Genomic DNA, 23,919 nt, shown 5'->3' with positions numbered 1-23,919 from the left:
CGATCAGGAACCGGCCTGCAGTATCTGGCGCCAGGTTGGTTCGGGAATGGAGAGACCGTCGCGACGCGCGCGCTCCCGCGCTTCGCTTTCACGTTCGCCGGGAACCTGAACCCGGTCGAAACCGGGCGCCGGCGGGCAATTCCTCAATTCCTCCAGAATTTCCTCCGCGACCGAATGGATCGCCGTCGTCTCTCGGTATCGGCAGGTGTCCAGCACAACCATCAGCCAGTTCATCTCGGTCGTAGCGGGGCCCAGCATCGCTTCGCCGATCAGTTCGGCCAGCACCGCCATGGCATACCCTTTCGGACCGCCGGCCGGCAGAATGGCGCCCCCGCGGAAGTAGTCCTCAGGATCGGTACTGGGGTTGCCCTGCCCGTCGATCATGACACCTTCCGGCAGACGTGCGCCGGCATTGCGTGCCGCGTAGATCCATCCGCCGGCAATCATGGCGGTGGCAAAGTCCAGCACGACCGGCCCCCGGCTGCCGCCGGGCATCCCGATGCAGTAAGGGTTGGTGGGCAGCACTGCCTTGCATCCGCCATAGGGCGCGACCTGCCGCCAGTTCTGGCGTCCCCCGCCGCCGATGATGATGGCCAGGCAGTCCTGTACCGCGATCCATTCCGCGTAGGCACCCAATCGGCCGGTATGGCCGACATTGCGGATGGCGATTGCGGAGACACCGGACTCTCGTGCCAGTTCCACGGCATGGCGCGCCGCCATCTGCATTGCCGGTATGCCGATGCCGCCGCCGCCATCGACGACCGGCCCACGCCCGGCCCGAAATTCAGGTCTGGCGATCGGATCCATGTAGCCGTCTTGAAACTGACAGGCATATTGCAGGCAGCGCATGATGCCGTGCGATTCCACTCCGCCCATCCCGGCATCGACCAGATGATCGGCTATCAGATCGGCCGTGTCGTCCGGACAGCCCGCCCGAACCAGAACGGCACGAACCGCCAGCAGCGCGTCCGGCGCCGATACACGCACCCGTGCGCCGTCATAATTCAGCTTCCCCGGTTTTTCGGCCATGCTTCCCCCTAACTCCTTCAGGGGTCAGTCTACCGGCGCATGCGCGGGCGAGTGGTCCAGTCGCGACAGGTACGGATTGCCGGACGTCAGGAACTGGCGGCAACGGCCTTTTCGGAAGCGTCGGTCCCCCGCGCCTTCTTTCGACGATCCTTGACGCGGAAGATCGGCTGGGGTTCCTCGAACCCCTTCAGGTCGAACCGCCCGATTTCCTCAAAGATGAAGCTCTTACCACGGCACATCTCACGGACGATGCTGCTGACGGCGGTCTCATGGGCGCTGGCCTTGGAGAGCACACGGGCGGCCAGATTGACCGGCGTGCCGAACAGGTCGCCGCTTTCATGGATCGGTTCCCCGGCGCTGATGCCGACACAGATCTCGAAAGCCAGGTCGGGCATCATCTCGCTGAACTTCTGAATGCCGTCCTGCATGGCCAGGGCCGCTTCGACGGAGGCTATTACCGCCGGGAAGGACGCCATGATGCCGTCTCCGGTATGCTTGATTTCCCGGCCACCATGTTTCGATATTGCCTCGCGGACGATATCGTTATGGGCCCTGACGACATTCATCAGCCAGGCATCGCCATTGGTCTGCTGTTTCTGTGTCGACCCGACGATGTCGGTGAAGAGTACCGCGACAAACCCGTAATGTTCCTGATCGCCCGGCGCATTGTCGTAATGCTTCGGATCGTCCTGCGCATTCACGTCCTGACCGGGCGGTGCCTTCGGCGTCTTCCACAGCCTGAATGCAGCCGCCATGCCACTGTCGCTTCTGGAATCCCCGCCCTGACTGAGTGCGCCCCCGCGGCCGGCCGCGTACATTTCGAAATAGCGCTTGTCGAGAAGGTATTCGTCGATGTTGGCCGCAAAACCCAGTGCCATGGACGCGGATACGCCCAGGGTTTCGATCTGCTCGCTCAATATGGTGGTGACTTCGCGGGCCGCGACCTTGAAGCGGCGCGCAAGGGTCTCCGCCGCACCGGCCAGGAACAGGATAACCCCGAATCGCAGGAAATGATCCTTGTCGAGCGTGTTGTTGGAAAGCCGCTTGGCCTCGTCGACCAGTTCCGCCAGCGCCGCGCGCAGCGGGGCCGGTCCGACCTCTTCCATCGGTTCTGACGTGGAACGGGTTTCGGGGCGTTCTTCCGCCTCGCCGGAAGTTGCGCCCTCTTCCTGGTCTACGCTGTCATTGGCGCCCGCTTCATCAGCGCCAGTGTCCCCCTCATTCTCGCCCCCGGTTGCCCCCTCTTCCGCCGTTTCCTCATTGGCGGCGGGCGGCATGGCCTCGTCCGGCTTGCTGGCAAGTGCGTCCAGCGTACTGGCCGCATCCGCCAATGCCTTGGACGCCGCCTCGGATTGGCGGCGCCTCTGTTCGGCAAGCTGCTGGTCAATGGACGGTCGCACGGGGGCGGCACGCGCCATGGGACGAATGCCGGATAGAATCTTTCGCAACAGGGGAAAGAAGGTCATGGCCCATCCGACAAACCAGGAACCGATCAGAACGAACTGATTGATCTGAAGGCCAAAGGCGATGCCAACGGACGACAGTAGTTTAATGCCGTAGTAGGCCAGAACCCCGGCGATCGTTCCCGTCACGCAGGCAAACAGAAAGGCGATGATCATCTTGGGAATAGCCGCGGCCCAATCCGCGTCGTCAGCCCCCTTCTCACCGCGCTTTGGCGGCCTGCGAAGGTCCGGCTCCTTGGCTGGCGCCTTCTTCTGCTGGGCCTTCCTGGCGGCGGCCTTCTTCCGGGCTTCTGCAGCAGCATTAGCCGCGGCGGATCCGGGCGGCGCATTCTTTACGCTGCCGCGCCCGCCACCGCTGGGCCCGCTGGCGCCTGCGGTGCTGGGTTTCGCGGTGCCGTCATTGCCGGCGGTGATGAAGGCGACCGGGGGCTTCGTCTTCAGTTTCGGGCTGTGATAGATGACGGATTCGGATGCGGTGCCGGAGGCTTCGTCCCAGCTTTCGCGCACGACACAGGCTGCATCGAAATGCCCCTGGCTATCGAGCCGCTTGGCTTCATCGATCGCAATGTCCCGTTCGCTGTAGTTATAGCGATGATGGATCTGCCATCGACCGTATTGGAGGTAGTAGACCTCATACGAGACCGACCTGCCACCCGCCATTTACCTAACCCCGGTTTCAAACGTTTCTTCGTAAGAAGTCCCACATGAACGGAAGGTCGAAGTGCGACAGGGCATTTTCCTTCTGGAAACTGCCGATGACGCGCGACTCCCCCTTAGGCACCACTATACCGCAATCGCCGCCAAAGAATGTATGATTAGTCCTTCAAAAAGGTTAATTCCGGGCTTTCGGCGCTCATCGGCAGCCCGGGTCCATCGCGCGAATTCATAATACTGCATTCACAGCAAAGGCTTAGATGGACCGGCCGGCCGCCGAACGGCGACAGGATTTGGTGTACAGATGCACTTCCGACGCCGAATTTCCGGCAGATAACCGACCCGGAATTGACCTCCAGCCGCCCGAATTTCGCGAATCACGCCGTTTTGGCGAACGCCAGGTGGTCGCCAAGGGCGCGCGCCCAGTCATCCTCGGGCCGGTTTTCCCGACGCTCTGACAGCAGGGCCCGGGACAGGGCAATCCGTTCCGACCGGATGGCATTGACGATCAACATTCGCTCAAACAGGTCACGCTGAGCATGGCTGCCGCCGATACGGTGCAGATGCGGCCGTACGGACAGCAGAAGCTCGACGGCTTGACCAGCATCCCCAGCCGCATCGGCAACCGCGGCCATGCACAGGGTTCGCCCCACATCGGCTGCGACCTGCGCCTGGGTCCCCGACCGCGTCGCAAAACGGGTCAGGTCGTCGAGAAAATCGGAAAGGGCCTCACCCCGCCCCGCCATGGCGAGTGCCAGCGCAACATGGCAATCCGCGAAGACGAGGCCGTGATCCCGCGCCTTCTTCAGCGCCAGTTCCGCGACGGCGTCGGGACGATGACCGATATCCGCACCGCGTTCTTCAAGTCGCCACAGGAGTGACGCACCATTGGACAGGTCGAGATAATCCTCGACCTTGTCGGTCCAGACGTCGTTGTCGAAAATGGCCAGCGCCTGCTGCACGTCGCCAAGATCCAGCGCGAACAGTGCGCGGTGCCAATGGGCATGATGGACGAAGTTGTGAATGCTGCCCCAATGGTCTTTCAGCCCGTTCAGCCAGGCGAGGCCCTCATCACTGCGCCCCGTCATCTCCATCACATGGGCGACGGCGTGGGCAGCCCATATATCCGCCGGTTCCATTTCGATCGCGCGACGGCCCATCGGCTCGGCCCGCGCATAGTCACCCGACTCCTCAAGCGCAAAGGCGTAGGACCCGGCGATGAAACCATAGCCCGGTACGCTCTCGTCCCAGGCATACCAAGCGCGGCCGACGGCATTGCGCATGTCCTTGCCGACGCCCAGATAGAACCGGTTCAATTGCGACAGTTTCAAAGCCAGGACGTCTCGCGGGTGATCCACCAGGATCGCTTCCCAGCTACGACAGGCGGATTCCATGTCGCCGGCGACCCAATCCGTCAGTGCCGACAGATGCCCTTCCTCTCGCGTCGAGACCGGGCGACGGGTCACCGCGTCCCGCGCGGCTGCCAGGGTCCTGCGAGCGCCTTCGTCCATTGCGGCGGTCGCGAACATCTTCAGGAAGGCGCCCTTCACGATGAGTGCCATCGGCATGTCCGGATCGGCGGCGAATACGGATTTCAGGTGATCCCCGATATCCACCCGCATTCCCATATAGGCCATCAGGGTCGCGTTTAGACCATCCACCGCCGACGCGTCTTCCGTCGTGACCGGACAGCCCCACAAATCAGTCCTTTCACGCATTGTCGCCCCTGTTCATGCGGTGATATTCGCGGTTGGGCATCATCTCCACACCATGCGCCAGACGATTGGTATAGTTGAAAAAGGCAGCAGTTTCGACGATTTCCCAGATCGCCTCCTCACTGAATCCCAGATCCATCAGCACCTCGCGGTCCTCAGCATCAATGTCGTTGGGTGCTTCGGTCAGGGCCCAGGCATAGTCCAGCATCGCCATTGTCCGCTCATCCAGATCCGCCACGCGGTAGTTGAGCGCGATCATTTCGCCCAGCTCGGGATCGCCGGACAGGGCGCGCACCTGCTGGCCATGGGCGACGAGACAGTAATAGCAGCGGTTGCAGGACGAAACGGTGACGGCAATCAGTTCGCGTTCCAGCTTGGTCAGCGCGCCGTCCGACAGCATGATTTCGTTATAGCTATCGATGAACCGGCGCAGCCGCTCCGGTCGGAAACTGAAGGACCGAAGAACATTCGGCAGCAAACCCAGCTTCTCGCGGCAGATGCCGAAATATTTCTGAATGTCCGGATCCAGACCGGCCTCGTCGGGAACCGGCAGGGCGTGAACACTGTCGCGATCGGGCATGACGAACGGTCCCTTCGATCATTGAATGAATGACCGAAGGTCTACCCGTTTCGGCAAAGATTACCCAGCGCTTTCTTGCCTTCGTTCACTCCGCGGCGGCCTGCTGCGGTTGGGTGAAGGGCTGGGAACGCTTGTCGGCGATAACCGTGACGCGACGCATTTCGCGTTCCTTCGGATAATGGTCGCCGGTTGCGAGATGTTGGGTCTGCCAGTTGTCCCAAACCGCCAGCATGTCGGGCTTCCAGCGGATTCTGAGCTGGTGGCGCGGCTGATCGATCAGGTCGAAGATCAGCCCCAGCAGTGCCGTGCTTTCAGCCTTGGTGAGTCCGAGAATGCGGGCCGTGAAGGCCTCATTGACATAGACAAAGGGCCGACCGGTCGACGGATGCTGCTTGATCACCGGATGATGGGCCGTGCGGTTGCGAATCGCGTCGGTAATCAGCATGTCCGCTCGATCATGGTGTCCGATGTCGCGCAGATAGTCGAACCCCTTGTCCATGCGGTGCTCTGCGGTCAGGCCGGACAGCATCTCCCGCAGCGGCTCCGACAGCGCGTCATGAACCGCCCGCATGTCGCAGAACAGCGTATCCCCGCCTGCATCCGGAATGATCTTCGACTGCAACAGCGATACGAAAGGCGGATTGGCGTCACAGCTCAGATCCGTATGCCACTTCTCCGATTCCGGCGGATTATCCTTGTCGTTCCGGATAATCATGATGTTCTCGAACCCGTCCGGCGTCGGATAGAACGGATGCTTGGGGGCCAGCGGGCCGAAGGCCTCGCCCAGCGCCAGATGCGCCTCGGAGCTTAGCGGCTGATCGCGGAACAGCAGCACTGCGCGATCCATGATGAGCTCATAGAGGTCCGCCGCCTGTTCGGCGGACAGACCATTGCGCAGATCGATATCGTCGACTTCGACGCCGAAGCTGGCGGTAACCGGGGTAACTCGCATTTTCCGACCCTCCGCTGGAATGGAAAGCACGTTGGATTTGGCGATCCTATGACTTTCCAATACGCTGTAAATTAACGTTTTCTATAATCAGACATACGGGATACGTATGGCATACCTCGAAAAACGCCTGCCGCCGATGAACACGCTGGTCGCCTTCGAGGCCGCCTTCCGGCACCGCAACTTCACCCGAGCGGCGGAGGAACTGCATCTGACGCAGGCCAGCGTGAGCCGCCTGATCCGACAGTTGGAACAAGGCCTCAACACCACGCTGTTCGAACGGGGACGGCGTGATGTCACGCCGACGCAGGCCGGCGAAGTCCTGGCGGAGACGGTTCGTCGGACCCTGGGTGACCTGGCCATGACCGCCGACCAGTTGCGGGGCGAAAACCAGAATGCGCAGACTCTGACGGTCTTTTCCGAACTGGTCGTCGCGAGTCTGCTGATAGCGCCCTGCATCGGGGCCTTTCAGCACCGATACCCCGATCTGACGATCCGGGTCTTTACCTCTTCCGAGCCGCTGGAAGCCTTCGATCGGGATTTCGACGTCGGGCTTCGCAGCGGTCATTGGGCACAACATTCCTATCTGATCGAACCGGTGGCCGACGACGCGATCTTTCCGGTCTGCGCTCCAGGGCTGCTAAAGGCCCATGGCGGAGAGATCACGGCGGCCTCGATTCTTGCGTGCCCTCTGCTTCATCTGGCGCAGGCCGGCGGACCATGGCCGGACTGGCGACAGTTCCTGCGCCATATCGGGGTGGAACCGCCGCCCTCCCTGCGGGGACCGTCAATCAATTCCTATGACGTTCTGCTGGACTTTGCCGAAAACGGGGAAGGGCTTGCCCTCGGATGGGCACGGTCGGTAAGGGCCCGGATCGAGGCCGGCCGACTGGTGCGCATTCCCAACATGCTGCTGCCCCTGCCCGACCACATCGCCGCGCATTACTCCAAACGCACCCGGCCGAATCCGATCGCACGGGAATTCGTGGCGCTCTTGCGGGAAACAGCCAGCCCTTTGGACAACTTCTCGGATTAGGCGGGTCTCACCCGCACTGACCGCGGTGACGCAGCAGGTGGTCCAGCAGAGTGCAGGCCATCATCGCCTCACCCACCGGCACCGCACGGATCCCGACACAAGGGTCGTGCCGGCCCTTGGTGACGATGTCGGTTTCCTCGCCGTCCGTGGTGATCGTGTCACGCGGCGTCAGGATGGAGCTGGTCGGTTTCACGGCGAACCGGACGACGACCGGCTGACCGGTCGATATGCCGCCCAGAATGCCCCCGGCGTGATTGGACCGGAAAAGCGGCTTGCCATCGTTGCCGATGCGAATCTCGTCGGCATTCTCCTCGCCCGACAATGCCGCGGCACCGAAACCGGCGCCGACTTCAACGCCCTTTACGGCGTTGATCGTCATCATCGCACAGGCAAGATCGGAATCCAGCTTGCCATAAACAGGCGCGCCCCATCCGGCCGGAACCCCTTCGGCCACAACCTCGATCACCGCGCCGCAGGACGAACCGGACTTGCGGATACCGTCAAGGTAGGCCGCCCATTCGTCGGCCGCGACCGGATCCGGGCAGAAGAACGGGTTTTCATCCACCGCCGACCATTTCCAGCGGTCGCGGTCGATGCCATGCGGTCCCATCTGGACCAGCGCCCCGCGAATCGACAGCCCCGGCACCAGGACTTCCAGTGCCTTGCGGGCAACCCCGCCGGCCGCCACCCGCATCGCCGTTTCGCGGGCGGAAGAACGCCCGCCCCCGCGATAGTCCCGGATGCCGTATTTTTCCCAATAGGTGAAATCCGCATGACCGGGTCGAAACTTGGATGCGATTTCGGAGTAATCCTTGGACCGCTGATCGGTGTTCTCGATCTGCAGGCCGATGGGCGCCCCCGTCGTCATCCCGTCGAACACCCCGGACAGGATGCGGACCTGATCGGCTTCCCGACGCTGCGTGGTGTAACGGGACTGGCCCGGCCGCCGTTTGTCGAGGAACGGCTGCAGGTCGGCCTCGCTCAAAGGGATTTTCGGGGGACAGCCATCGACGACACAGCCTATGGCCGGCCCGTGACTTTCCCCGTAGGTCGTCACCCGGAAGAGATGCCCGAAGCCATTGTGGGACATTACCCGGCCTTCTTGTTCAGCCCGGCGAGAAGATCCGAAACCGCCTCGGCCTGGTCCACGGCAACCATGCCGACCGTGTGATAGCCGCTGTCGACATGATGCACTTCACCGGTCACGCCCGTGGAGAGATCCGACAGGAAGTACAGGCCCGCACCACCGACCTCGTCGATCGTGACGTTGCGGCGCAGCGGCGAGTTCAACTCGTTCCACTTCAGGATATAGCGGAAATCGCCGATACCGCTGGCCGCCAATGTCTTGATCGGCCCGGCGGAAATGGCGTTCACGCGAATTCCCGATGCCCCCATGTCGGCGGCCAGATATCGGACGGAGGCCTCCAACGCAGCCTTCGCAACGCCCATCACATTGTAGTGTGGCATCACCCGCTCCGCGCCGTAATAGGTCAGCGTAAGGATCGACCCGCCCTCTGCCATCATCGGCGCGGCGCGCTGACAGAGCGCGGTCAGCGAATAGCAGGAGATGTCCATCGTACGAAGGAAGTTTGCCCGCGTCGTCTGAAGGTAGTGTCCCTTCAGCTCATCCTTGTCGGAAAAGGCGATGGCATGAACCATGAAGTCGATCTCGCCCCATGCGTCCTTGAGCGCGGCAAAGACCGAATCCATGCTGGCCTCGTCCGTAACGTCGCACGGCAGGACGATGTTCGACCCGACGCTTTCGGCCAGCGGGCGAACCCGCCGTTCCAGCGCCTCCCCCTGGTAGGTGAAGGCCAACTCGGCGCCGGCATCCGCGGCCGCCTTGGCGATTCCCCAGGCAATCGATTTATCGTTCGCGACGCCCAGAATGACGCCTTTTTTGCCCGCCATAAGGGATTCCGACTGGCTCATGCCCCCACACTCCAAAAAGTAACCGTTACCGCCGGTCCGAAAGGTGCGCCATCCTATAGGCGCCCTGCCGATCCGTCAAAGTGAAGCCCCCCTATCGAAAGGCAACGTCATCCCGCTATACTAAGTCCGGTAGCGATGGGAAAGCCGTATGAATGACAGCACAGTACGGGCGGGCTCGCCCGGTCCCGGTTCCCCGGGCCGAAGACACAAATTCACCCAGGGATTCTCGAAGGTGTTTGGGTTCGGACTTTATGCCGCCGCCCGCTTCGTCATGGATGGATGTCAGCAGCGTGCCGCCTCGCTGACCTTCACGTCGCTGCTCGCGATGGTGCCGCTGCTGGCGGTCAGTTTTGCAATCTTCGCGGCGTTTCCCGCTTACGACTCCCTCAAATTCCAGGTGCAGAGCTATCTTTTCGAGCAGTTCGTCCCCTCGGTCGGGCTGGAGGTGCAGTCCTATCTGGAGGGCTTCACCCAGAAGACCGGTGAACTGACCGCGGTCGGGATCGTCTTTCTGGCCGTCAGTGCGGTCATGTTGCTGATGAGCATTTCTTCGACCTTCAACCAGATCTGGCAGGTCAAGCAGACACGCGGACTGATTTCGCGCCTCCTGGTCTTCTGGGCCGTGCTGACCCTGACACCGATGCTGTTCGGGGCTTCTATTTCACTGTCGAGCTACCTCTTCGCGGCGGCCCGGGCCAGCGGCGTCGAATCGGTCACCGGCAATCTGACGAATTTTGCCTTCGTGGTGCCGTTCCTGCTGCAGACGGCCGGACTGACGATCCTCTATCTCGTCATGCCCAACTACCCGGTTCGCAGGCGCGACGCGCTGGTCGGGGGACTGATCGCCGGGATCATGCTGGACCTTCTGAAACGCGGTTTCGGACTCTACATAACCCATTTCCCGACCTATGAGACGATCTATGGCGCCATGGCGACCGTGCCGATCTTTCTGGTCTGGGTCTATCTGAGCTGGATGGTCGTCCTGTTCGGCGCGGAAATCGCGGCGGGCCTGCCGGAATGGCGCCACGGGGCCCGAAGTCCGCGCCGCGAAAGCCTGACTCCGTTGATCCGCCTGTCCGCGACACTGGCGGTGCTGAACGCCCTGCTGCGGGCTTCCGCGGAAGGGGTCACCCTCTCCGAACGGCGGCTGCAGCGCAGTTCCCGGATCGGCCCCCTGGCCCTTGGATGGGTCACGCGGACCCTGAAGAAAAAAAACTACATTGCCCGGACCGAGAAGAACGGTTGGGTGTTGAGCCGCGATCTCGGCGGGGTCAGCCTGTCCACCCTGTATGCGGACCTGGGCATCGACCTGAGCGGGCGCATGCCATCCGGCCAGTTGAACACGGCCTGGGGTCAGCGCTTCGCGGAAATCCTCGATGAAGCCGAACGCGCCCAGAACGACGTCATGGCGACAGACCTGAAAACACTCCTCGCGCCGCCGCCGGTCGGCGACGAGCCTTTGCCGGAAGAAGATGAAGACGACGAAAATGTCGGAACGGGCACGAACAAGCGGTCGTTCAATGCCAGAATTCTCGCGCTGATCGGACTTGGGACGCTCGGACAGGCCGGGTAACCGACGGCCTAGGGCTTATCCAGGCCGGCCCGCTTGCGGACATCGTAGTCGTAGTCCTTCGACCATTCCTTCACGAAATCGACCAGATCCTTGTCCGGCTTGTCCGGCAGGACGACCATCAGTTTCACGAACTGATCGCCGGAGACGCCGCTGCGCGGGCTGATACCCTTGCCGCGCAGCCTCAGGGTCGTGCCCGAATTGGATCCGGTCGGAACCGTCACGGCGACATTGCCATGGATCGTCGGCACCGTGATCTTGCCGCCCAGTACCGCCTCCGCGAGGCTGACCGGGACATCGACGAAGATGTCATTACCGTCGCGTTCGAAGAACCGGTGAGAGTCGACCTGGACCTCGATGAAGGCGTCGCCGGCCTCACCGCCCCCCATGCCGGGCATGCCCTGACCGCGCAGGCGCAATGTCTGCCCGTCTTCGGTGCCGGGCGGAATGCGCACGTCGAGACTCTTGCCGTCATAAAGACTGACCCGACGGGTGGTACCGCGCGCAGCATCGAGGAACGATACCCGCAGCGCGTAGTTTACGTCCTTGCCCTTCATCCGAACCGTTCGGGTACGCGCCCGGTTTCGGCCGAACAGGTCGGCAAAGATATCTTCCGCCCCTTCACCACCACCGAAGCCGCCAAACCCGCCGAAACCGCCGCCGCGCCCGCCACTGAACCCGGCATGCCGTTGCGACCCGTCGGCATTGATCTCACCGCGGTCGAACTGGGCGCGCTTATCCTTGTCGCCCAGAATGCCGTAGGCTTGCGAGATTTCCTTGAAACGCTGCTCGACAATCGGATCGTCGGGGTTGAGATCCGGATGAAACTCCTTCGCCAGGCGGCGATAGGCTTGTTTGATTTCGTCCGCGCTCGCCGTCTTCTTGACGCCGAGCACGTCATAGGGATCCTTCATACCGGTCCTGACGCTCATGCTACCTGAGTGCTCCCAAACACGCCGGACGCTGTCCGCGCCCGGCGAGTATCATAAGCAAGATTCGTTCCGACGGCCCGAATTGTCCAGGATTTAGCTGACGATCTTCCAGGTTCCGTCCGGCTGGCGGCAGGCCGTACCATAGGCTTCTTCAGATTTGCCGCCGATGGTCACGGTCTGGGTGAACTCCCGACAGTACTGACCGTTATCAGCCTGATAGGTTTCCTGCGGCGTCACGGTTCCGGAATGGCCGGAATTCGGGTTCACCCAGGTCGATGTCGAATTGTCCGGCTGGTTCTCCAGGGCGGACTGCGTGGTGTTGTGCATCTTCATCTTGTCGACGTCGTCGAGCGAACGCCCGATGGACGACCCGACGAGTCCGCCCAGAACCGCACCGGCACCGACCGCGATCAATTGCCCCGTGCCCTTGCCGATCTGGGAGCCCAGCACACCGCCCAGAACTGCGCCGCCGACCGTGCCCAGCGCTTCCTTGTCGCCGGTATTCTGGCAGGCACTCAACCCCATACCCGCAACCAGCGCCAAGGCGACAGCTTTTGCCGCGCGGCAGGGACGTCGTACTTCGGTATAGCTCGTCATCTTACCTTCTCCTGTTAGGCTGGCCCTCGCCATCCGTATCCAGCGGGCACGCGCACGCTCTCCAAAATCAGGACGTATCCGAATTCGATTTCCGTCGCCAGACGGATCAATCGAAAAACTGGTCCGCTCATTGAGGCGGCGCGTATCGCCCGCTATATACCTATCGATCCCACTTCTATATGGCGTAGTCATGACCGATTTCAAAGAGACAGACCCCTTTGCCCTTTTTGCCACCTGGATGAAGGAGGCGGAGGCATCGGAACCCAACGATCCCAACGGGATGGCTCTTGCTACAGCAGACGCGCAAGGGCGCCCTTCGGTTCGCATGGTCCTGCTGAAGGGCTATGATGAGAGCGGGTTCGTCTTCTATACCAACCTGGAGAGCAAGAAGGGCGTCCAACTGGCAGAGAACGCAAATGCGGCCCTTCTGTTTCACTGGAAAAGCCTGCGCCGACAAATTCGCGTCGAGGGGTCGGTAACCCCCGTCACCGAGGCCGAGGCCGACGCCTATTTCGAGAGCCGTCCACGTCAGAGCCAGATCGGCGCGTGGGCAAGCGACCAGTCACGCCCCTGCGAAGGACGCTTCGAATTGGAAAAGCGGGTCGCGACCTATGCTGCGAAGTTCAACATCGGGACCGTGCCCCGGCCCCCACACTGGTCCGGATTTCGAATCGCGCCGCGCTATATCGAATTCTGGAAGGACGGGACGTTCCGGCTGCATGATCGCCAGATCTTCCGTCGTGAGGCAGAGAGCGATCCCTGGACGATCGAGCGGTTGTTCCCCTGATCGGATGTCAGACTCGACCCATACCGATCCCGTCCTGGGCCTGACCCGGGGCAATCCCCAGACGCAAAAACTGCTGCGCCAGGCCACCTATGCCTCGGCCGCGACGGCTGCAATCTTGATCGCAACGAAACTGGTCGCCTGGTTCATGACCGATTCCGTCGCGATCCTGTCGAGTCTGGTCGATTCCATGCTCGATCTCGGGGCCTCGCTGATCACCCTGTTCGCCGTTCGGCAAGCCATGGTCCCACCGGATTCGGAGCATCGGTTCGGTCATGGCAAGGCGGAGCCGCTGGCGGCCATCGCACAAACCGGTTTCATCGCGGGATCGGCGGTTCTGCTGCTGATCGAGGGAATCGGTCGCCTGATCGACCCTCAGCCCGTCACCGAAACGGCGGTCGGCCTTTCGGTCATGACCCTGTCGATTGTCGCGACCAGCGCACTGGTCCTGTTCCAGCGCCACGTGATCGCCCGGGCGGGTTCGGTCGCCATCAAGGCCGACTCGGCCCATTATCGCGCCGATCTGGCCGCCAATCTTGGCGTCATCGCCGCGCTGCTGATCAGCAGCTATCTGGACCTGCCATGGGTCGATGCCCTGTTCGGCATCCTGGCCGCCGTCTATATCGCACACAGCGCCTGGCACGTCGGGTCGGAATCCCTGCAGATGCTGATGGACCACGAATTGCCGGACGAGGACCGTGCGCGGATTCGAAAAATTGCCCTGGCCTACCCCGATGTCGAGGGGGTCCATGATCTGAGAACCCGTCGGGCGGGACCCGATACGTTCATTCAGATGCATCTGGACTTCAACGGTCAGTTATCGCTGAATCGCGTTCACACAACCGCCGACGCGGTCGAGAAGGAAATCATGGAGGTCTTCCCCGGGGCAGAGGTGATCGTGCACCAGGACCCGGTCACGCCCCGTTGGGATGACCGGGGCGGCATGCCGCCGGAAACCGCCGACAACAACGGGACACAGCCCGAGCGATGAGTAGTGAGACCGAGCATCGAAGAACCGTCATCCTGACCGGCGCCAGCCGCGGCATCGGTCATGCCACCGTGCAGCGGTTCTCCGACGAGGGCTGGCGCATCATCACTTGTTCACGCGAAGGCATACCGGACCATTGCCGGGCGGACCCGAACTGGACCCATCACATCCCGACCGATCTGAGCGACAAGAACGACGTCGCGGCCTTCATCAAGGCGGCGAATGACATCGTCGGGGACGCCCCCATCCATGCCCTGGTCAACAATGCCGCCGTTTCACCCAAGGCATCGTTCAAGGAGCGGCTTGGATGCCTGAACGGAGACCTCGACAAGTGGCGCGAGGTGTTCGAACTGAACTTCTTCACGCCACTGACCCTGTGTCGCGGTTTTGCCAAGGCTCTGGGGCGCGGTGCGCGCAAGAGGCCCGACGGCTCTGCCGGCGGCGCGGCAATCGTCAACATCACTTCAATCGCCGGGCACGCAATTCACCCCTTCGCCGGTTCCGCCTATTCGACATCAAAGGCAGGTCTGTCGGCCTTGACCCGGGAACTGTCCGTCGAATTCGCCCAGATCGGGGTCCGGGTGAACGCCGTTGCCCCCGGTGAGATCGAAACCGAGATGATCGGAGAGGAGTACGAACCCCTGATCGCCCGTATTCCCATGCAGCGCATGGGTGCCGCCCGCGAGGTAGCCGCCTGTGTTTATCGTCTTTGCGGGGACGATTTCAGCTATGTTACGGGTACAGAGATTTTCGTGACGGGGGGGCAACACCTCTACTGAGCCGAGAAGGAGGAAGACAATGAACGCTTGGACCGAGACCTTTCGCGGTGCCGTCATGGCTTCGGAATACGATCCTGAATCCTCCATGAATTCGCGTCTCTACATCGAACGCTTCGATCAGGCGACGTGGTTCCTGATGCATACCATCGGCGTGACGCCGCGAAGCATCCGGCAGCAGGGACGCCGGGTCGCCGTGGTTCGCCAGAATTTCCAGTATGTACGGGAATTGCAGGGCGGCGAACTGGTTCGCATCGAAAGCGGGTTCATCGCGGTCGGCCGCAAGCATCTGCGCTTCCTGCATCGCATGTTCGATGTCGAGAACGCCTCTCTCATCGCCTCGTCCGATGTGACGGCGGTACAGGCCAGTCTTGAAACCGGGAAGACCGTGGCGCTGCCGGAGGAACAGATCAGCCGAGCGCAGGACCTGACCATCACCGAGGCCGAGATCGACTGACGTCGACGCAACCTAGCCGGACAACCGTTCGCGCAGGGTCCCGGAAATCCCGACGCGTTCCGGCGGCAGTGTCATCGTCACGGTCGTTCCATCCTCGGGACTAGACCGCAGGCGCAAAGATCCGCCATGCAGTTCGATCAGCATCTTGGCCAGCGGCAGACCCAGCCCCGCCCCTTCATGCGACCGGTCCAACCGGGATGAAATCTGTCCAAACGGAGCCAGCGCCGTCGGAATGTCCGATTCGGAAATTCCGATCCCGGTGTCAGATACGGCAATCGACAGCCCGCCATTGTCGGTCAGCGCTGCGTCGATACGGACCCGGCCGCCCGACTGGGTGAACAGAACGGCATTCTTGACGAGATGACCGAGGGCCTGGCGCAGCTTGATCTCGTCGCCCCAGACCTGCGGCAGGCCTTCATCGACCGCAACGGCGACCGCAACGCCGGTTTCCTCGGCCAATGCCGCTACCTGATCGGCCACGGCCGACACCGTTCGGCGCAGATCGATCGAGGTTTCGGTCAATTCCTCGCTGCGGCCCTCGATGCGGGCAAAGGCAATGATGTCGTTGACCATCTCCAGCAGCCGCTGGCCGCTGTCATGGATCAGCCTTGCATATTCGACATAGTCCGGAGAGCCGATGGCACCATGCGCCTGATCGCGGATCATCCCGGAAAATCCGATGACGGAATTCAACGGCGTCCTGAGCTCATGCGACACACGGGCGACGAAATCCGACTTGGCCTCTGCGGCCTCCTCCGCAGCACGCAAGGCCAGGGTCTGGGCACGATGCGATTCGTCCAATGCGGCGGTCATCTGGTTGAAGCGAAGGGCCAGCGCCTCAAGCTCGGCAATCGCCATGCCGGACGGCATCGGGACAGAGACGTCCGAGCGCCCTTCGGCCAGCCGGTCAGCAGCTGCCGCGACAGCCCTCATGGGCCTGGCGATCAAACCGCCGATCAGCCAGCCGACAATGCCGGCCACGGCCGCACCAAAGGCGACGATCCCATAGGCGGAGTTTCTGACCTCGTCGGCCCGGGCCTCAAGCTCGCGCAGGGGCTGCGGGATCATGACGCCCCAACCGGTCATCGGCACGGTGGTGAAACCGGCAATCATGTCCAGCTCTGCCGCCGGTGAGTAGAATTGCGAAACGCCGGTCTCCCCCGCGATCATTCGGGCGACCGCATCGACCTGCGCAATATTGCGGACTTCCTCCTCCCAGGCCTTGTTGGGGTGACCGATGACATTGCCGGCCGCATCGACGATCGCTGCATGCCCTCCCTCACCGAAGGCGACGGCCTGCTGTGTGTCCCGCATGTAACGCGTGCTCAATTCCCCGAGGGCGACCAGATTTGGGCCGACCTTCTTGGTCAGATAGATCGCAGGCGCGCCATTCGGGTTGCGAACCGCGTTCGAGAACATCATCCGGCCGAGCCCGCGTTCGGCACGGGCGATGTATTCGTCCAGCGGCGGCAAAGCGACGGAACTGAGATCGGTCGACGTGGCGGTCGAAACCGATATCACCCGCCGGCTGTCTGTCTCGATTAGGCAGATATGACGGAATTCGAGAGATTCCAGCAGGGCGGACAAATGTTCGGAGCCGCCGGATTTCGGATCGGCCTCCACCACATGCGCGAACACCGCCGCGACATCATGGGCGTATCGATCCAGGGCGCGGCTCAGATTGCGGGCCAGCAGCAGATGCCGATCTTCGACCTCCTCGATCTCTCGATCCAGGGCGGAGATGCTGACCCACGACGCCCAGGCGGCCAGCGGCACGATCGCGGCGACGATGAAGGCGCCGGCCAGTATCCCCCTGATCCCCAGTTTCACGTTCGATCCCGACGCACTTTATGCATCTCCTTGCGGGAAGGCCCGGCTGCAATCTATGCCGTGCTTCGTCGCCGAAATCCAAAGAATCCCGCGACGACCAGCAATATGGCCACCAGGATGGACAGCCAGAAACGCTGAAGTTTCAGCGCTTCACGCTCAGCCTCCGCCTTCGAAAGCGCGCTTCTGCTGGCGGACACGGCGGACTGCTCATCGGCCAGCATCTTCTCCGTCTCCGACAGGCGCTCGCTCAGGATGTCATGGTCGGCCTTCGTGGATGCCAGTTCCGCCTGCAGGTCGGCCACAGCCTCGGAGGAATCGTCCTTGTTCCGCAATTCACCGTTCAGCCGGTCAATTTCCGCCCGGGCTGCTGCCAAATCCCCCTGTAACGCGGCAATCGACGCACTGGAAGCGCTGATCCGATCTTTCAGTTCCTCGATCAGATTGTCCTTCCGGCGCAGGGCTGCAGCCCCGGCCTCCGTGGCCGCGGACGCCTCGGCCCGTGCTTCGGTCAGCGCGGCTTCAAGCTCCGTCAGGGCGGCGGCCTGCTCCGACAACTGCTCGGCCAGGGCCGCCGTTTCCTCGGATTTCGCCCGCAGATCCGATTGCAGCGCGTCCAGAGAGGCGCCAAGGCCGTCCAACTGCTTCTTCAACGCTTCCAATACCGGGACGGCACTGGGCAGGGCGTCCGGTTGCTCGTCCGGTTCGGATTGCGCGGATTCGTTCGCTGACTGCGCGAGGGCCGGCAGAGGCGTTGCGCCCCCCCAAAACACGAAAGCCGCTGCAAACGCTGCTGCTATGGCTTTGTCCCGGAACGCATTCGGCGACAACATGCTTCCCCCTTCCAGACGACAGGTATGGTGACGGACGGCCCGACAGGCGGTGCATCTTACGAACCGCCGTCAACAGTGTAGCGGGAAGCCGCGCATCGGTCATCCGCCGGAACGGAGATTTCCCGGGACCGCCAAATTGCCGAAGCCCGGCATTTCTTTTTACGGTACGAATGGATTAGCATGCCGACGGGTGGAAGTTTTGGTGCAGACATTGCGCCATGCAAAGTCGAGAGGATGAACAATCGAGATGACCGGCCCGACCCGAATTTCGAACCGCACGCCCAAATCCGGCCGGCGCTGGTCGCCGCCCCTTCTGGTCGCGGTGCTGGCGATGGTCCCGCTCAACGCTGGTGCGGACTCCCTGCTGGATAACGCAAAGTCCCTTTTGAACCAATCCCTTGGTGGATCATCCGCCGGTTCGACGGCGGCCGGTCTCAGCGGCAGCGAAATCGCCGAAGGACTGAAACAGGCATTGGAAGTCGGCAGCAAGCTGGTCGTCGACAATCTGGGATCCGTCGACGGTTTCAATGCAGACCCGGTCGCGCATATCCCGCTTCCGGCGGAGCTGCAGAAGGCGCAGAAACTGCTTTCCAAGGTCGGTCTCGGCAGCCTGGGCGACGAGGTCGAACTGAAGATGAACCGGGCCGCCGAAGCCGCCATGGACGAAAGCGGCGAAGTTGTCCTGAATGCCATCCAGGCCATGACCCTGGACGACGCGAAAGGCATTCTGCAGGGACCCGACGATGCAGCCACGCAGTATCTGATGCGTGTTGGCGGCGACGACATCAAGGCCCGCATCCGCCCGATCGTGGACCGCGCCCTGGCGGAAGTCGGTGCGGTCGATGCCCTGGACCGGATGATGGAGGGGTACGACACCCTGCCCTTCGTGCCCGACGTCAAAGGCGACCTGACCGAGCACGCCACCCAGAAGGCATTCGATGGCCTGTTCCACTATATCGCGGTCGAGGAGGCGGCGATCCGCGAGAACCCGGCCAAACGGACCACGGACCTGCTGCAGCGCGTGTTTGCGCAGCAGTAACGGTGTAGCCGTCGCAATTCATGGGAAACGCCGCCGACATCGCCAGAAAACTGGTACCCGTTCTTTTATCATTTGCGGTTCTGGCGGTTTGTGTGGTCCTGATTCGAGCCGACTTCCCCCTGAAGTCACGACTTCGAAACGTCGTATTCGATACCTACCAGCAGATCGAACCGCGCGCGCATTTTGAGGGCAGCCCGGTACTGATCGTCGATATCGACGAGGAGAGCCTTCTGAAAATGGGACAATGGCCGTGGCCGCGGGATTATCTGGCGGCCATCACATCCTATTTGCAGGACGCCGGGGCCGCCGTAATCGCCTATGACGTCTTCTTCGCCGAACCGGACAGTTCCTCCCCGTCGCTGGCGGTGGGCAGGATGCCGGAAGAAGCCCAGGACCGTCTGGCCGGATTGGAACTGCCCAACAATGACGAGATCTTCGCGGCAGCCATCGCTCGCGGACGCGTCGTCCTGGGCATGGCCCTCAACCCGTCCGACCTCGACGCCGACCGCCCACCGCTGGAACTGAAATACGGCGTGAATTCCAGCGAACCGTCCGCCCTGAACTACATGTATTCGACCGGTGGCCTGACACGAAACATCCCCGCCCTGGAAGACGCCGCGGCGGGCGTCGGATCGGTCAGCCTGACCCCGGATGTCGACGGGGTCATTCGCGTGGTTACCCTTATGAGCAGCCAGGGCGATCAAGGCATCGCGACACTCGCTCTCGAAGCCTTGCGCGTTGCGCAGGGCGCCAGCAGCTACAGTTTCAAGACGGTCGGCGGCAGCGGCGAGACCGGCTATGGGCAGAATACCGGCATCGTGAAGATGAAGGTTGGACAGTTCGTCGTGCCGACCGACAAGCGCGGCGGCATGCGTGTTCATTATTCCCCGGTCGGCTCAGAAGACGTCGTGCCGATGTGGCAACTGGTCACCGGCGAAGTCGACCCGACCCGACTGCAGGGACGCATCATCCTGATCGGCACTTCCGCCGCCGGGCTGCGCGATCTGCGCTACAACACGCTGGGTCAGCAGGTGCCCGGTGTCTACATGCATGCACAGGTGATCGACCAGATCCTCTCCGGGAACTACCTCGTCCGACCGGACTGGGCCGAGGGGGCCGAGTTCATTCTGATGATCGTGGTCTCATTCCTCCTGATCGTCGTCGTGCTGAAATTCGGCGCAGTCTGGTCCGCCGTTCTTGGGGGCGCGCTGGTTCTGGCCGGTGCCGGCGGCGCGCTGTGGGCGTTTCTGGAACTGCGTCTGCTATTCGACCCGCTGTTGCCTTCGGTCGCTGCCCTGGCCGTCTTCATGGTCTGTTCCAGCGCCCGCTACTGGCAGACGGAGCGGGAGCAGAAATTCATTCGCGGCGCGTTCAAGACCTTCGTCAGCCCGAACCTTGTCGACAGTCTGGCCCTGCACCCGGAAGCCCTGAAGCTGGGCGGTACCCGCAAGGAATGCACCTTCATCTTCACCGATCTGGCCGGGTTCACCAGTTTTGTGGAGAAATCGGATCCGGAGGTCGCCGTGCCTCTGCTGAACGATTACATCGACAACATGGTTCGGATCGGCCTCAAGCATGGCGGCTATCTGGACAAGATCGTCGGCGACGCGACCGTCTTTCATTTCAACGCGTTCCTGCCGCCGCTCGATCAGCCCGACCACCGCCAACGCGCCTATGACTGCGCGATGGAGATGAACCAATGGTCGGACGCATATTCGAAACAGAAGCAGGCCGAGGGCATTCCCCTGAACGAAACCCGGATCGGGATCAATTCCGGCATGGTGACCATGGGTAATTTCGGCGGCGCGGTCATGGATTACACAGCCCATGGCGATGCCATCAACACCGCCGCGCGGCTTGAAAGCGCCGGCAAGTTCCTCGGCGTGCACGTGTCTCTGTCGGGGGCGACCCTGGAGGGCGTGTCGAACTTCATCGGCCGACCATGCGGCACCCTGGTTCTGAAGGGACAGACCCAGGGAACACCGGTCTACGAACCGATGTCCGAGGAACGCTTCAACGGGCCGGCGGTTCAGAAGTACCTGGAAGCCTACGAACTGATGAAATCGGAGGACCCGAGGGCCGAAGCCGCCATGGAAGAGGTGCTGTTGCTGGCCCCCGACGACGGCCTGGCAAAGATGCATTTGCGCCGACTGCGCGACGGCGAGACGGGCATCCGCATCGTCATGACCAGCAAGTAGCGCTTGTTCGACTTCGCGTTTCCAGCCGGTTCAGCCGTCTGAAGCCTTAGGGTCCCCTTAATCGAGACTGCCGCTGGTGCCCACTGTCGCACCGCTGCCACGCGTCACATCCGTATCGCTCCCCGAGACGGTCTTGCTCTGATTCGTGTTGGTGACCGTGACCTCATGGTCCATGGCGCCGGCAACTGTATCGTTGAAGTTGCGGAACTTCATGACGACCGCCCCATTGCAGGTGTCGCCGCCGCAGGCGAAGGTAATGTTGTTCTGACCATCGAAAACGGCCTGGCCGTCACGCCCGGTCGAAAAGTCGTTGGACAGGATCGAAAAACTGCCGCCGGAAAAACTGCTCGGCGAAATCGACACGGCGCTGTTACCGCCGCCGATCGATCGGGACGAGAAGTTGATGTCGACTGCGATGATATACGAGCCACCGTCGCTGAGGTTGCCGGCATCATTGAAATGGAACTGCCCGCTGCTGCCGTTGAGTTCGGCAATCGTATTGATTTCGCCGATGCCGGAACTGACGGGGTCACTGTCGCTGCCATCGGGCGCGCCGCTGGCCAGGGTCTGCCCGATTGTAACGGAGGACTGAAAGGCGGCACTGCGGCTCTGACCGGTCGCTGCGGGCGCACCCGTCATGTTGGTCGTCGCGCTGCCGCCATTGCCGCCTTGTTGTGCGGACCCGTCCTGCGTGGCAGACGCATTGCCCTGCGTGCCCGAACGGAGCCCTTGCAGAAAGGCATTGCTGCTGGCCGCCGGTGGGGATGGCGGGGCTTCGGGCAGGAGTACCGTGCCAAAACCGGTTCGTTCGATCTCGACGCTGCCCTGCGCATTTGAAACGGTGATGGCGCCGGAGCGTTCAGTCGTATTGTTGTTGATGCCCGGCCCCAGCAGGACGATTTCCGTCCGCTCCGGCGACACCGATCCTCCTGCGATGGTGCCGCGGATGCCGATCGTCCCGAGGGGGGTCTTGACCGACATCTTGTCAGGGTCGTTCTGCGCCACCTGCCCGGTCACGAAACGAAACACGCCCTTGGTGACCGAGGCCGCGACCTGGCCGGCGCCGGTAGCGGGATCGTACACGAACTCGTCGATGGTCATCTCGCTGTTCGGACCGATCGTGAACACCGTCTCGTCGAGCAGCAGGATCTGCATGCCGGAATCGGTCCCGGCGGTTATCTGATCCCTCAGATAGATCGGCTCTCCGCTGCCCAGGCGCTGCCCGACGACGGAGTCTCCGCGCGCCAGCTGTACGTTGCCGCGCACGGCGGCGGACACACCGGCCTGCACTTCGTCCTGTGCCTGCGCGCCCGACGGCAGGGCAACGGCAACCACCAGTGCGAATAGCGGACTCAGTCGGGTCATCTCATCGAAGGCTCGAACCTATTCCTGAATTGGCCAGTCGGGACGGTTCATCGTGAAGACGTCGGTCACGCGGGCATAATCGCGATACCCGAGTCGGGAGATCGCGTCGACCTTATGAATGTCGACCATGCCATCGACGATCACGTCGTCCGAAATGTGGATTCCCACTACTTCGCCGAAAATCACGGTATTGGAGCCATTCTCCTGGCTTGCGGGAAGGTCCACGACCTGGACCAGCTTGCACTCCAGGTGGATGGGGCTCTCCTTGACGCGCGGCGGCGCAACCATCTCCGCGGGCGCCTTCGTCAGCCCGGCCACTTCGAACTCATCGACACCATGCGGCGCCGCGACGGATGTCTTGTTGACCGCCTCACGCAGGGGCCAGGTCGCCATGTTATGCACGAACTCACCGGTCTCGATGATGTTGCGCACGGAATCCTTTGGTCCGTCATCATTGGTGTGCGGACTGGTGGCACAGAACATCACCTGGGGCGGGTGGTAGGACACGGCGTTGAAGAAGGAATAGGGCGCCAGGTTGACGTTGCCGTCCTTGTCCATGCTGGAGATCCAACCGATCGGCCGGGGCACGACCAGCCCGTTGAAAGGGTTGTGCTTCATGCCATGCGGTTCGGATGCTTTATAGAACATGTACCAGCCCATATCGGTTTGCGTCGAAGGCGAATGCCCAGACATAGAAGACTTGGCTGTCCGGATCGAGTCCCGTCGCGAGATTTGCCGGACCGGTGCGCCCCATCGGCGGCCTATTCGCCCTTGTCGCCCCGCATGGCCAGAATCTGGTCGCACATGTTCAGGTTGAGCTTGATCACCTTGTCCAGAAGGGCCGCATCCTTTTCGCCCTCCTCCGACATCGCGACCGTCACCTTGGTCATGAAGGTGCTGATCTTGGACAGCAGTTCGGAGGTATCGTTGGAAACCTTGTCGTCGAAATGGCGCGGCAGGAAATTGGCGATGAACCGCCACAGAAACAGGTTCGTCTCAAAGATCGCACGCCAGCTCTCTTCGGAGGCACCGTTAATCTTCGCTGCCTCGATCTTTTCAGCCAGGTCCAGAAACGGCAGGGCCATATCGTCGATAAGATCCGCCCGTCTGCCATCTGACAGATCGATCTCGCCAAAACGGATTACATTCGTATCGCTGATTTCGGCCATTTAAATTGTCCTCGCATCCAGATTTT

The 23,919-nt window shown here is 62.1% G+C and carries 22 protein-coding genes; 8 read left to right on the top strand and 14 right to left on the bottom strand.

Features of this window, described 5'->3' with window-relative positions:
* Positions 1-3 precede the first annotated feature (3 nt).
* The 5 genes from R8L07_16045 to R8L07_16025 form a co-directional block, all read right to left on the bottom strand.
* Positions 4-1,029 carry an Ldh family oxidoreductase gene (locus R8L07_16045; GenBank protein MDW3207050.1) on the bottom strand — a complete coding sequence of 342 codons (1,026 nt, stop codon included), beginning with the start codon at positions 1,027-1,029 and terminating at the stop codon, positions 4-6.
* A gap of 86 nt (positions 1,030-1,115) precedes the next feature.
* A complete protein-coding gene (locus R8L07_16040) occupies positions 1,116-3,152 on the bottom strand; it encodes an adenylate/guanylate cyclase domain-containing protein (GenBank protein MDW3207049.1) in 2,037 nt (678 codons plus the stop codon).
* 371 nt (positions 3,153-3,523) lie between these two features.
* Complete coding sequence (locus R8L07_16035; protein MDW3207048.1) at positions 3,524-4,864, bottom strand: tetratricopeptide repeat protein; 1,341 nt, start codon at positions 4,862-4,864, stop codon at positions 3,524-3,526.
* On the bottom strand, positions 4,857-5,441 hold the full coding sequence (locus R8L07_16030; GenBank protein ID MDW3207047.1) for a peroxidase-related enzyme: 585 nt from the start codon (positions 5,439-5,441) through the stop codon (positions 4,857-4,859). The genes R8L07_16035 and R8L07_16030 overlap by 8 nt, the downstream gene beginning before the upstream one ends.
* 85 nt (positions 5,442-5,526) lie before the next feature.
* Entirely contained in the window at positions 5,527-6,393 is an 867-nt protein-coding gene (locus R8L07_16025) for a TauD/TfdA family dioxygenase (protein MDW3207046.1), read from the bottom strand.
* A gap of 106 nt (positions 6,394-6,499) precedes the next feature.
* Here R8L07_16025 and R8L07_16020 point away from each other — a divergent pair, with 106 nt between their 5' ends.
* Positions 6,500-7,426 carry a LysR substrate-binding domain-containing protein gene (locus tag R8L07_16020; protein ID MDW3207045.1) on the top strand — a complete coding sequence of 309 codons (927 nt, stop codon included), beginning with the start codon at positions 6,500-6,502 and terminating at the stop codon, positions 7,424-7,426.
* Between the two features lie 7 nt (positions 7,427-7,433).
* On the opposite strand, the gene aroC is transcribed toward R8L07_16020, so the two are convergent.
* Positions 7,434-8,516, bottom strand: coding sequence for a chorismate synthase (gene aroC, locus R8L07_16015; protein ID MDW3207044.1), 1,083 nt, complete (start codon positions 8,514-8,516; stop codon positions 7,434-7,436).
* A complete protein-coding gene (gene fabI / locus R8L07_16010; GenBank protein MDW3207043.1) occupies positions 8,516-9,358 on the bottom strand; it encodes an enoyl-ACP reductase FabI in 843 nt (280 codons plus the stop codon). Before fabI ends, aroC begins: the two co-directional genes overlap by 1 nt.
* Positions 9,359-9,590: 232 nt before the next feature.
* Here fabI and R8L07_16005 point away from each other — a divergent pair, with 232 nt between their 5' ends.
* Entirely contained in the window at positions 9,591-10,931 is a 1,341-nt protein-coding gene (locus tag R8L07_16005) for a YihY family inner membrane protein (protein ID MDW3207042.1), read from the top strand.
* A gap of 8 nt (positions 10,932-10,939) precedes the next feature.
* Here R8L07_16005 and R8L07_16000 read toward each other — a convergent pair whose 3' ends face one another.
* A complete protein-coding gene (locus R8L07_16000; GenBank protein MDW3207041.1) occupies positions 10,940-11,860 on the bottom strand; it encodes a DnaJ C-terminal domain-containing protein in 921 nt (306 codons plus the stop codon).
* A gap of 93 nt (positions 11,861-11,953) precedes the next feature.
* A complete protein-coding gene (locus tag R8L07_15995; protein ID MDW3207040.1) occupies positions 11,954-12,457 on the bottom strand; it encodes an RT0821/Lpp0805 family surface protein in 504 nt (167 codons plus the stop codon).
* Positions 12,458-12,647: 190 nt separating this feature from the next.
* Between R8L07_15995 and pdxH the strand changes: the two genes are divergently transcribed.
* Genes pdxH through R8L07_15975 form a run of 4 tightly spaced genes read left to right on the top strand, consistent with a single transcriptional unit; the run spans position 12,648 to position 15,462 of the window.
* Entirely contained in the window at positions 12,648-13,244 is a 597-nt protein-coding gene (pdxH, locus tag R8L07_15990) for a pyridoxamine 5'-phosphate oxidase (GenBank protein MDW3207039.1), read from the top strand.
* Between the two features lie 4 nt (positions 13,245-13,248).
* Positions 13,249-14,232 (top strand): cation diffusion facilitator family transporter, encoded by a 984-nt coding sequence (locus R8L07_15985; protein MDW3207038.1) that lies wholly within the window; start codon positions 13,249-13,251, stop codon positions 14,230-14,232.
* Positions 14,229-15,008, top strand: a complete 780-nt coding sequence (locus R8L07_15980) for an SDR family oxidoreductase (protein ID MDW3207037.1) — start codon at positions 14,229-14,231, stop codon at positions 15,006-15,008. Before R8L07_15985 ends, R8L07_15980 begins: the two co-directional genes overlap by 4 nt.
* A gap of 19 nt (positions 15,009-15,027) precedes the next feature.
* Entirely contained in the window at positions 15,028-15,462 is a 435-nt protein-coding gene (locus tag R8L07_15975; GenBank protein ID MDW3207036.1) for a thioesterase family protein, read from the top strand.
* A gap of 12 nt (positions 15,463-15,474) precedes the next feature.
* Here R8L07_15975 and R8L07_15970 read toward each other — a convergent pair whose 3' ends face one another.
* Positions 15,475-17,292 (bottom strand): sensor histidine kinase, encoded by a 1,818-nt coding sequence (locus tag R8L07_15970; protein MDW3207035.1) that lies wholly within the window; start codon positions 17,290-17,292, stop codon positions 15,475-15,477.
* Positions 17,293-17,345: 53 nt separating this feature from the next.
* Positions 17,346-18,122, bottom strand: a complete 777-nt coding sequence (locus R8L07_15965; GenBank protein ID MDW3207034.1) for a hypothetical protein — start codon at positions 18,120-18,122, stop codon at positions 17,346-17,348.
* Between the two features lie 247 nt (positions 18,123-18,369).
* Between R8L07_15965 and R8L07_15960 the strand changes: the two genes are divergently transcribed.
* Positions 18,370-19,161 carry a DUF4197 domain-containing protein gene (locus R8L07_15960; GenBank protein ID MDW3207033.1) on the top strand — a complete coding sequence of 264 codons (792 nt, stop codon included), beginning with the start codon at positions 18,370-18,372 and terminating at the stop codon, positions 19,159-19,161.
* A 92-nt stretch (positions 19,162-19,253) separates the two neighbouring features.
* Entirely contained in the window at positions 19,254-21,359 is a 2,106-nt protein-coding gene (locus R8L07_15955) for an adenylate/guanylate cyclase domain-containing protein (GenBank protein MDW3207032.1), read from the top strand.
* Positions 21,360-21,416: 57 nt separating this feature from the next.
* Here the strand turns inward: R8L07_15955 and R8L07_15950 are convergent, their stop codons facing one another.
* The 3 genes from R8L07_15950 to R8L07_15940 all read right to left on the bottom strand — a co-directional run bounded on the left by R8L07_15950 (position 21,417) and on the right by R8L07_15940 (position 23,893).
* On the bottom strand, positions 21,417-22,724 hold the full coding sequence (locus tag R8L07_15950; protein MDW3207031.1) for a FecR family protein: 1,308 nt from the start codon (positions 22,722-22,724) through the stop codon (positions 21,417-21,419).
* Between the two features lie 18 nt (positions 22,725-22,742).
* A complete protein-coding gene (locus R8L07_15945; protein MDW3207030.1) occupies positions 22,743-23,372 on the bottom strand; it encodes a flavin reductase family protein in 630 nt (209 codons plus the stop codon).
* A 113-nt stretch (positions 23,373-23,485) separates the two neighbouring features.
* The gene (locus R8L07_15940) at positions 23,486-23,893 is read right to left on the bottom strand and encodes a hypothetical protein (protein MDW3207029.1); all 408 of its coding nucleotides are present in this window, start codon (positions 23,891-23,893) and stop codon (positions 23,486-23,488) included.
* Positions 23,894-23,919 lie beyond the last annotated feature (26 nt).

The organism is Alphaproteobacteria bacterium, from assembly GCA_033344895.1.
Lineage (GTDB): Bacteria > Pseudomonadota > Alphaproteobacteria > UBA8366 > Aestuariispiraceae > Pacificispira.
Note: the sequence above shows the minus strand (reverse complement) of the source record. Positions and strands in the feature narration are given on the sequence as shown.